The sequence below is a fragment of the Pseudidiomarina fusca genome (genome assembly GCF_032227045.1).
Classification (GTDB): domain Bacteria; phylum Pseudomonadota; class Gammaproteobacteria; order Enterobacterales; family Alteromonadaceae; genus Pseudidiomarina; species Pseudidiomarina fusca.
In genome coordinates this window covers 189,014-198,989 of the sequence record NZ_JANFPJ010000006.1, presented here as the reverse complement: position 1 = coordinate 198,989, position 9,976 = coordinate 189,014, and the positions used below count along the sequence as shown (strand labels likewise).

At 50.8% G+C, this 9,976-nt stretch carries 10 protein-coding genes and 1 tRNA gene; 2 read left to right on the top strand and 9 right to left on the bottom strand.

Going from position 1 to position 9,976, the window contains the following annotated elements:
* Positions 1 to 197: 197 nt before the first annotated feature.
* A tRNA-Ser gene (locus tag NOG12_RS04290) sits at positions 198 to 288 on the bottom strand.
* A gap of 166 nt (positions 289 to 454) precedes the next feature.
* Here NOG12_RS04290 and NOG12_RS04285 point away from each other — a divergent pair.
* Positions 455 to 2,329: a propionyl-CoA synthetase gene (locus NOG12_RS04285; RefSeq protein WP_313932493.1), complete on the top strand. Its 1,875-nt coding sequence runs from the start codon at positions 455 to 457 to the stop codon at positions 2,327 to 2,329.
* Positions 2,330 to 2,349: 20 nt separating this feature from the next.
* Here NOG12_RS04285 and NOG12_RS04280 read toward each other — a convergent pair whose 3' ends face one another.
* The 6 genes from NOG12_RS04280 to NOG12_RS04255 all read right to left on the bottom strand — a co-directional run bounded on the left by NOG12_RS04280 (position 2,350) and on the right by NOG12_RS04255 (position 6,079).
* On the bottom strand, positions 2,350 to 3,372 hold the full coding sequence (locus NOG12_RS04280) for a mechanosensitive ion channel family protein (RefSeq protein WP_313932492.1): 1,023 nt from the start codon (positions 3,370 to 3,372) through the stop codon (positions 2,350 to 2,352).
* A gap of 4 nt (positions 3,373 to 3,376) precedes the next feature.
* Positions 3,377 to 3,850, bottom strand: a complete 474-nt coding sequence (gene bfr / locus NOG12_RS04275) for a bacterioferritin (RefSeq protein WP_153825863.1) — start codon at positions 3,848 to 3,850, stop codon at positions 3,377 to 3,379.
* A 21-nt stretch (positions 3,851 to 3,871) separates the two neighbouring features.
* A complete protein-coding gene (bfr, locus tag NOG12_RS04270) occupies positions 3,872 to 4,342 on the bottom strand; it encodes a bacterioferritin (protein ID WP_110074899.1) in 471 nt (156 codons plus the stop codon).
* 35 nt (positions 4,343 to 4,377) lie between these two features.
* Complete coding sequence (locus NOG12_RS04265) at positions 4,378 to 4,599, bottom strand: bacterioferritin-associated ferredoxin (RefSeq protein ID WP_110074898.1); 222 nt, start codon at positions 4,597 to 4,599, stop codon at positions 4,378 to 4,380.
* A gap of 61 nt (positions 4,600 to 4,660) precedes the next feature.
* Positions 4,661 to 5,107: a DUF3429 domain-containing protein gene (locus NOG12_RS04260; protein WP_153825862.1), complete on the bottom strand. Its 447-nt coding sequence runs from the start codon at positions 5,105 to 5,107 to the stop codon at positions 4,661 to 4,663.
* Between the two features lie 3 nt (positions 5,108 to 5,110).
* Positions 5,111 to 6,079, bottom strand: coding sequence for a calcium/sodium antiporter (locus NOG12_RS04255; protein WP_313932491.1), 969 nt, complete (start codon positions 6,077 to 6,079; stop codon positions 5,111 to 5,113).
* A 112-nt stretch (positions 6,080 to 6,191) separates the two neighbouring features.
* Here NOG12_RS04255 and NOG12_RS04250 point away from each other — a divergent pair, with 112 nt between their 5' ends.
* A complete protein-coding gene (locus NOG12_RS04250; RefSeq protein ID WP_313932490.1) occupies positions 6,192 to 7,169 on the top strand; it encodes a CorA family divalent cation transporter in 978 nt (325 codons plus the stop codon).
* Here the strand turns inward: NOG12_RS04250 and NOG12_RS04245 are convergent.
* Both NOG12_RS04245 and NOG12_RS04240 read right to left on the bottom strand, forming a co-directional pair.
* A complete protein-coding gene (locus NOG12_RS04245) occupies positions 7,146 to 8,300 on the bottom strand; it encodes an ABC transporter ATP-binding protein (RefSeq protein WP_313932566.1) in 1,155 nt (384 codons plus the stop codon). The genes NOG12_RS04250 and NOG12_RS04245 overlap by 24 nt on opposite strands.
* A complete protein-coding gene (locus tag NOG12_RS04240; RefSeq protein ID WP_313932489.1) occupies positions 8,287 to 9,975 on the bottom strand; it encodes an ABC transporter permease in 1,689 nt (562 codons plus the stop codon). Before NOG12_RS04240 ends, NOG12_RS04245 begins: the two co-directional genes overlap by 14 nt.
* Position 9,976: the final 1 nt, after the last annotated feature.

Genomic DNA, 9,976 nt, shown 5'->3' with positions numbered 1-9,976 from the left:
CACAAGGGCGGTTGTTTTGTATCTGGCTTCGATCGAGGGATACACTCGGGCCATCCATGGCCCTCGCCCTGCGGGCAGCGCTGGCGCGCTGTGCCAAACGGCTATCCTGCCGTTTGGTCGAACCCGTAGGCTTCTCATCAAAGCCGCTCTCTCCTTCACATACAAAAAAACCGCCACAAGGGCGGTTGTTTTGTATCTGGCGGAGAGAGAGGGATTCGAACCCTCGATACGCGGTTAGCGTATACACACTTTCCAGGCGTGCTCCTTCAGCCACTCGGACACCTCTCCAGAAGTGGCGGTATGATAGGGAAAAGCTGGGGGTAAATCAACAGACTTGTGGTGATCCGGAGCGATTAACTCAGTCTTTGCACTTTTTCATACCTAAGTCGAATGGGAATATTTACTGGCTGGGCTACTCTAGGGGCATTGCAGTACAAACTTTGAGAGGCCTACCATGAGTTACCCCCGAGAATATGAGTCATCGTTGCAACGCCGCGACGCTTTTTGGTTACAGCAAGCGAAGAAGCTGCATTGGTTTAAAGAGCCGCAGCAAGCTGTATCGCTCAAACCTAATGGCTGTGCGGATTGGTTTGCTGATGGTGAGCTAAATGTGTCTTTCATGGCGTTGGATTATCACGTGGATAATGGTCGTGGTGATCAACTGGCGTTGATTTATGATTCACCGGTGAGTGGTGCTAAAGCAAGCTACACCTTTCGTGAGTTGCGTGATCAGGTGGCGCTGTTTGCTGGTTTGTTGAAAAAGCAGCATGTGAAGAAAGGCGACCGGGTGGTGATTTATATGCCGATGATTCCGCAGGCGGCGATTGCGATGTTGGCCTGTGCGCGGCTTGGAGCAGTGCATTCGGTAGTGTTCGGTGGATTTGCACCGCATGAATTGGCGGTGCGGATTGATGATGCGACACCCAAAGTGATAGTGACGGCGTCGTGCGGCATTGAGGTGAATCGAGTGATTCCTTATAAGCCGATGGTAGATAAAGCCATTGAGGAAGCGAACCACAAGCCGGCGCAAGTGATTGTGTGGCAGCGCCCGGAGTGTCAGGCTGAGTTATTGCCAGAGCGTGATATTGATTGGCAGCAAGGGCTGCAAGGGGTGTCGCCGGCCGAATGTACGGTGGTTGCCGCGACAGATCCGTTGTATGTGTTGTACACCTCGGGCACTACGGGTAAGCCGAAGGGGGTGGTGCGAGACACGGGTGGCTACGCGGTGGCGTTGCATTATTCGATGAATTTAGTGTACGGCTTAAAGCCCGGGCAGGTGATGTTTACGGCCTCGGATGTGGGTTGGGTTGTGGGGCATTCTTATATTGTCTATGGGCCCCTGCTGGCTGGTGTAACGACGGTGCTGTACGAGGGTAAACCCGTGCGTACGCCGGACGCTGGCGCGTTTTGGCGGGTGTGTGCAGAGTATGGTGTCAATGTCTTGTTCTCTGCTCCTACAGCGTTTCGGGCGGTGAAAAAAGAAGACCCAGAAGGACTGTTGTTAGCAGGCTACGATTTATCTAAGTTGCAACGTATTTACATGGCGGGTGAGCGGTTAGATCCGGCCACCTATGAATGGACCACAGCCATTACCGGTAAGCCGGTGTACGACCATTGGTGGCAAACGGAATCAGGCTGGCCAATTTGTGCTAACCCGGTGGGCGCGGCTGAGCATCCGATTAAACCTGGTTCAGCCACCTTGCCACTACCTGGTTATGATGTGCAAATATTGGATTATAAAGGGCAACCGGTAGGGCCTAACGAGCAAGGTGCGGTAGCGATTAAATTGCCGTTGCCGCCAGGGTGCTTAACCACTATTTGGAATAACGAAGAGCGTTTTGTCAGTGGTTATCTGAGTGAATTTGAGGGCTACTACAGTACCGGTGACGGTGGCTATAAAGACGATGATGGCTATGTGTTTATCATGGGGCGTACCGATGATGTGATAAACGTTGCCGGGCACCGTTTGTCTACCGGTGAGATGGAAGAGATTCTGGCGCAGGACAATGCCGTGGCTGAGTGCGCTGTGATTGGTGTGCATGATGAACTGAAAGGACAAGTGCCGGTGGGGCTGGTCATCACTAAAGATGGGGTACAGGTGAGTGCTGAAGAACTCACGGCTCGGTTAGTGCAGCTGGTGCGGGATGAGATTGGTGCGGTAGCTTGTCTGAAGCGGATTTTAGTGGTGCCGCGGTTACCGAAAACTCGTTCTGGCAAAATTTTACGCCGGGTATTGCGCCAATTAGCCGATGGCGAGCCGGTACAAGTGCCATCAACGATAGATGATCCTAGTTGTATTGATGAATTACGCGAACAGCTAGCGGGCTAGCTGTTCTGCGGGATTATTCATTAAAGATCCTTAGCAGCGTCATTTTCTGGACGCTGCTCGGGGTCGGTACTGGGCTCAGCGGTGGCACCAGCTTCTTGTTGCTGCTCTAATTCTTGCTGTTTCTGTAAGCCGCTGGTGCTGGCGCGGCTGTGTGGCATCACCGCATGTTCAGACCAACTACGAATATGCAGATCCCGTTGCGGGAAAGGCACTTCAATCTTGTACTCTTCAAGTGACGTATGGATTTCCCACAAGAAGGCGGCTTTAACGGCGCCAGGGCGATTAACGGCTTCGGGTTTCAGCCAGGCCACCAACTCAAAATTAAGTGAACTATCACCAAACTCTACGAACCACACTTGGGGTGGTTTATGGGTGCCATCCTGTAGGGTATGAGGCACTCGTTCTGCGGCTTCTAAGACAGCCTTTCGTACCAGTTCTTTATCGGTTCCATAGGCGACGCCAAAGGGCACATGAATACGCCGATAGGTGTCGCGCATGGTCCAATTAGTCACGCGGCCACTGACAAACTCAGAGTTTGGCACGATAATATCAATGTTGTCGTTGGTGGTGATGATGGTACTGCGAATATTGATTTCTTTCACTTCACCGGTCACGCCAGATTCGAGTTCAACAAAGTCGCCAACCTTTAGCGTTTTTTCGAACAGCAACATGATACCGGCGGTAAAGTTGCTGATCAGGTTCTGTAAACCAAAACCGACACCAATACCCAGTGCACTGGCAAAAATGGCAAACTTAGTGAGATCGATCCCGACGGAAGATATGGCCACTAAAAAACCAACCAGCATTACCACATAGTGGGTGATGCGAGTGAGGGCGTATACGGACGATTGCGCCATCGATTTACGATAGCTAGCAAAGCGCCGCAAGGCGTTTTGGAGTACTCGCGACACCACGTAGGTGATGATTAAAATGAATAGCAGTCGAGCTACAGAACCGTAGGTGATAGCGGTTTCACCTACGGTAAAGATTTCGTGCTCAAACCAATGAAAAAAACTACTTATTTGGTTTAGTAGTTGCTCCATAGGCTTAGCTCATGCGGGCTTGCAAAAATAGCGCTAACCCCAGTCGCTCAATCAGGCGCAGCTGTTGGCGCAACCAATAGGCATGGTCTTCTTCGGTATCTTTGAGAATGCCGACCAGCATGTCACGACTTACAAAGTCACCCTGTTGCTCACAAAATTGAATGACCTCACGCAGTGTTTTGGCGTTGTTGTGCTCCAGTTCTAAATCGTTAGCCAGCATAGTGGGTACGTCGGTGGCTATGGTGTGTGGTTCGCGTTGCTCTAAGTTAGGTTGTTCACCCAAAAATAAAATTCGGCGAATCAGCAGGTCTGCATGACCACGCTCATCATCCACTTCATGGTTAATTCTTTCATACAATGCATTCAAGCCCATATCTTCGTAAATGCGTGAATGGGCTGTGTATTGGTCAATGGAGGTTAACTCAAAGGCCAACAGACGATTTAACTGCGCGGCTACAGCGCTTGCATCAAAGCTCATGATCACTACTCCTAGGTTCTGTTAATCTGATAGTTTGGTTTGCAGATACATAGGCACGCCAAGTTTGCCTAGCAGATCGAGTTGGGTATCTAACCAATCTAGATAATCTTCTTGTTGTTCTAATATCTCGGTGAGCAGATCTCGGCTAACGTAGTCTTGGGCTTGTTCACAGTGTTTAATAGCGCTGCGTAGCTCAGTCACATCGGCGGCTTGCACTTGCTGATCAAGCTGCAAGGACTCTTCAGGATCTTCACCTATGTATAATTTGCCTAGGTCTTGCAGGTTAGGTAGGCCATCTAAAAACAAAATACGCTCGATGATTTTATCGGCGTGTTTCATTTCATGAATAGAGGCTTTATAGGCGGCTTGGTTGAGAGCTTCGAAGCCCCAGTTGCGATACATGCGGGCATGCAAAAAGTATTGATTAATCGCGGTAAGTTTACGCGTAAGTATGCGGTTTAGTTCAGATAAAACCTGTGGTTTGCCATGCATGGTGATACTCCTAACTGTTTCCTTTGGGTAACAGCTTAAGCGTAGCACACCTGAATTGGCAATAAAGTTTCGAATTGTTTTTGTTGTTTGCGTTCGGCAACGGCTTCTTTTAACACCGTTTTTGCGCACTGAGTACAGCAGCCACACTGGCTGCCTACACCATACTGTTGACGTAATTCGCGCATGCTAGAAAGGCCATCGTCCACCGCGCGACGGATGGTTTTATCACTGACCCCTTTGCATAAACACACGTACATACTCATCTCCTAGCAACAACTAGAGAGATGATAAACTTAATGAGAATGATTTGCAATAGCGCTATATGCTAATGATCAATAAAATGACATGTAAAGCGACTACAGTAAAGGTGAGCCTACTACGAAGCTCAAGATACCAGCCATGCTCGCTGAGTTTGCGTCGCTCGTAATTCAGCCAAAATAGGTGCAGCAGGGCTAAAATAGCCAGACTAGCTAGCTGAGTATCGCTGCACCAAGGCAAGGCTTGCCACACTAACAGTAAAAAACCGGTGACTGACGGAAACATACTCCATTGCAGGTTGCGTGATTGGTCTTGCTGTGGCTGTTGCAGGCTAAGCCCCCAGTGTACACCACCCAAGAAGCTGAAAATAATGGCGCTGTAGATAATAAAAAGTTGTATTGCTTGGGCGCCATAAATATCCAGCAGGGCCAGCAAGGTTAGCCCAATAAAGGGAATAAGCCCGGCAAAGCCTAATCGTTGAGCGGTGTACTGAGTGGTTAACTGCATGCTTTATAAGCCTGTTTTAAGTAAATAAATGGTGTAAGCCACGTAACCGCTCAAGAAAATCACACCATGCACTCGATTGATACGGTTTTGGCGCGCATTTGGACGGAACGCGAACACTAACAACAACACGGTTAATACGGCCATAACCAGCCAATCGCGACTGAGCACTAAGGGGTCTAGGTCGATCGGATGAATAGCACCGGCGATACCAACCACTACCAGCGTATTGAACATGTTTGAGCCAATCACGTTGCCCAGGGCTAAGTCATGTTCGTTTTTACGCACCGCAGCAATAGACGAAGCTAGCTCTGGCAATGAGGTGCCAATTGCGACTACGGTTAGGCCGATGACTAAATCACTCACGCCAAAAGCGGTAGCGATATCAACGGCACCCCAGACTAAGATACGTGAGCTGATGATAAGTAAGATCAAGCCAATCACGAGCCAGGTGATAGCTTTGCCCAACGGCATGGCATGAGCCTTCACTTCCGCTTCAAATTCACCTGCCATGGCATCATCACCACCGCGCATGCCTTGGTAAATGCTCCAGCCCATGTAAAGTGCAAATACTGCCAGCAGGACCCAAGCTTCAAGCGCGGTGATCACACCATCAACTAAAGGCCACGCAACTAAAAAGGTAATGGCGATAAGAATGGGCGCTTCACGTTTGAGTACTTGGCTAGCTACTGCAATGGGGGCTAACACGGCTGTTAAACCAAGAATTAATGCAATATTGGTGATGTTAGAACCAAAGGCGTTACCCAGAGCCAGGCCCGGATTACCTTGCAGTGAGGCGATGGCTGATACCACCATCTCTGGTGCTGAGGTACCAAAACCGACAATCACCATACCGATGAGCAGGGGGGGCATGCCTAAATGGTTGGCGGTGGCGGCAGCACCATCGACAAAGCGATCGGCACTCCATACCAGTAGCGCTAGTCCAATAATTACAGCAGCAATGGCAAGTAACATAGATTTCCTAAACAAGTGAACGATAAGTTGTCATAGTTTAACGTGAAATGATAATGCTTGTGAATGTGCTTGTGGTCGGTCTAGACTGAATAAAACATGAAAGGATAACAATATGACAGATAATCACTCACAGATACCGCCTCAGCGGCCTGATTTTATCATCGATAGCTGGGATTTTTCGGTAGTGCCGGCGCAGCCGGTGCATCAGAACTACCATCAACGACAACAGAGCTGGTTTCATTTTCAGCGTGATTTGCCCGGCTTGAGTGACTGGTTGTTGGCGGCTGGTATTCCGGAACCGCTGATTGATGCGGTGTTAGAAGAAGATACTCGGCCTAGGTTTGAGCGGGTTAGTGCGGGCTTCTTGTTGATTTTACGTGGGGTGAATTTGGGGCTGGGTGAGCAACCTGAAGATATGGTGAGCTTGCGAATTCTATTTTACAACGGCAACTTGTATAGCTTCAGAAAACGCCCCGTGAATGCGGTGCGGGCGCTGCAGAAAAAGCTCGAGTTGGGCCAGGGCCCCGAATCTATTGCTGATCTTTTGGTGCATTTAGTGGATGAAGCCAATAATCAATTGGAGCAACTGCTAGATACCATTGAACTCGAGATGGAAGAGCTGGAAGATGACAGCAAAGGCACTACGGCGCAACGGCAGCGGCAACTCACGGTGTTGCATCGACGCTTATTGCGATTAACTCGTTTTGTGCGCCCACAGATTGCCGCGTTAGATAAGTTAGCGGTGGATGGGCCTAAGTTATTTGAGGCTGAGTGGGTGCAATGGTTGCTGAATGAGCGCGACAATACCCAACGCGAACTTGAGAATATGGACATGCTGCTAGAGCAGGTGTGGATGTTGCGAGAGCATTTGCAGCAAGAAGTAGCAGAAAAAATGAACCGCAATACCTATTGGCTTTCAATGGTTGCGGGGGTGTTCTTACCGATCAGTTTCTTGACCGGACTGTTTGGTATTAACATTGGCGGCATGCCTGGAGTTGACGATGCCGCTGCTTTTTGGATATTCAGTGGGGCGTTACTGATTATCGCCGTGATTGAGTTTTTGCTATTACGCCGACTTCGCTTTTGGTGAGGTGGGTAACGGCTGGGCTGGTGGTGCAGTAGATACTGGTGGCGTAAACGGGCGTACCAGTGGCGCTTGATCATGAAAGCCCGGCAATTCACAATGATCTGCGGCAAACACCACCAAGTGGTCAAATTCCGGCCGTAAACCTACCTCATCGCCCACGTTCATTTGTTCGTGGGACGGGCTTAAAGTGAGGACTTCGATGCCGCTGTTAAGCTGTACGCTGTAAAGATTGTGAGCACCACGAAAACCGCGCGCTTTAATGCGCCCGCGCAGACGCGAATTAGCATCAGGAACGATATCGTCCGGGCGCACTAAAAAACTCACTGGGGTGCCATCAGGTACGGTCAATAAACTCGGATGCTCTAGCATGCCTAGCGGTGAGGCTAACGAGCCTGAGGCATTGACGGTGCCTTGCAGCAGCACGCCATGGCCGATAAAGTCGGCCACCAGCTGATGGCGTGGCTGGTGATACAGTTGATACGGGGTTTCCCATTGCAAGAGTTCGCCCTGATACATCACCCCAGCTTTATCAGCCATGGCAAAGGCTTCTTGCTGATCGTGGGTGACGAGCAAAGCGGTGATCTGTTCTTGCTTGAGCAGCTCACGAACTTCAACGGCTAAGCGCTCTCGTAATTCTGCATCAAGACTCGAAAAAGGCTCATCAAGCAGCAGCAAACGTGGTTTTGGTGCGAGCGCCCGAGCCAAGGCAATACGTTGTTGCTGGCCACCGGAAAGCTCATGAGGATAACGTTTTTGATAGCCGGGCAAGCCAATCCGCGTCAGTAATTCATCCACGCGAGCGCGGCGCTCGGCGGCACTCGCTTTGCGCATGCCAAAACTAATATTCTCGGCCACGGTTAAATGCGGAAACAGGGCAAAGTCTTGAAACACCATGCCAATGCCACGCTGCTCTGGTGGGGTCAGCTGGTTGGCCGAAGAAACACATTCGTTGGCCATGGTGATGGTGCCTAACTGTAACCCTTGAAAGCCAGCTATAGCACGCAATAAGGTGGTTTTACCGCACCCGCTGGGGCCCAATAAACAGCCGATTTCGCCGGCTTCAAGCTGCAAACTAACACCCCGAACGATGTGCTGGGCGCCAAAGCTGATGTGGATCTTATCAAGCTGTAACAGGGGCAAAATCAGACTCCTTGGTCGTGTTGGTGGGCGTTGTTAGCTGCGAATGGCGACTTTTTAGCATAGCTCGCGATAACAAAATTACCGGAATTAAACCTACCAATACCATCATCAGGGCCGGTGGGCCAGCATCGGCAAGGCGTTCATCGCCTGCCATTTCGTAGGCGCGCACGGCTAAGGTATTAAAATCAAACGGCCGCAGTACCAGCGTGGCTGGCAATTCTTTGAGTACATCGACACCGACTAAAATCAGTGCGGTAAGCACACTGGGGCGCAGTAAGGGTAAATGTATTTTACGCAACACCTGCAGCGGGCGGTAGCCCTGAATGCGGGCTGCTTCGTCCATGCTCGGACGGATCTCGGCCAAGCCGGCATTGATGGTTTGTAGCGAGACACTTAAAAAACGCACCACATAGGCAAACAGCAAGGCAAACAAGGTGCCCGAGAGTAATAAGCCCGGATTGTAGTCAAACCAGCTTTTGCTCAGTGCAATGATAGCGTGGTCTAGTTTGCTCAACACCAACAACAGGCCAACGGCAATCACCAACCCAGGAATGGCATAGCCTAAACCGGCAAAGGTCACACTCACGCGCACCGCAGGCGTAGGTAACTGGCGGCGGCCGTAACCAAGCCAAAGAGCCATGGTCACCACAATCACCGCGGCGATAAGAGCTAGCATAAAGCTGTTAAAGGTGAGCTGCCAAAAGTCAGGGTCGACCCACACTTGCCAGCGCTCTAATGACCAACTGGCCAGTTGCAGTGCCGGTAAAATAAAGCCAAACACTAGCGGTAACCAACACACCAAGCTGGCCAGCCAAGCTTTGGCGCCATGCAATTGGAAGGGTTGGGCGGGGCGACTAGAGCGTTGATCGTAACGTGCTTGGCGACGTGACCAGCGCTCTAAGAACATCAGGGCGATAACTGCTACCAGCAGCATCCCAGCCAGCTGCAGAGCACCGTTTAAATCACCTAAACCGTACCAAGTACGAAAAATACCGGTGGTAAAGGTGGTGACGCCAAAATAGGCGACGGTACCATAATCGGCGAGGGTTTCCATTAGCGCTAGGGTGGTGCCGGTCACTATAGCTGGGCGAGCCAGAGGCAACGCCAAGCGAGCAAAACACTGCCATGGGTTTAGGCCAAGACTACGTCCTGCTTCTAGCGTGGTGGCGGATTGCTGAATAAAAGTGGCTCGGGTAATCAGATAAACGTACGGAAACAGCACTAAACTCAAGACGAGGATAGCGCCGCCTAAGCTCCGAATTTGGGGGAACCAGTAATCACCGTAGCCCCAACCAAAGGTGTCGCGCAGCGTGGTTTGCACCGGACCGGCAAAATCAAGCATGCCGGTATAGGTGTAGGCGGTGATGTAGGCCGGCATGGCGAGTGGTAGTAGCAAGGCCCATGTGAGTAGGCGTTGGCCAGGGAATCGACAGGCTGTAGTTAGCCAGGCGGTGCTTACGCCGAGCGTGATAACGCCAACGGCAACCCCAAGCAGTAACCATAAAGAATGCCGGATGTACTCGGGCACCACCGTTTGCCACAGGTGGCTAAGGGTAGCGTAATCACCGCCGATGAGCAGTTCTACGCCAACCCATAAAATCACTAACAACGGCAGCCCTAACAGAGCTGCCGTTGCAATCAGCGATAATTTACGCCACGCCGTGAACACG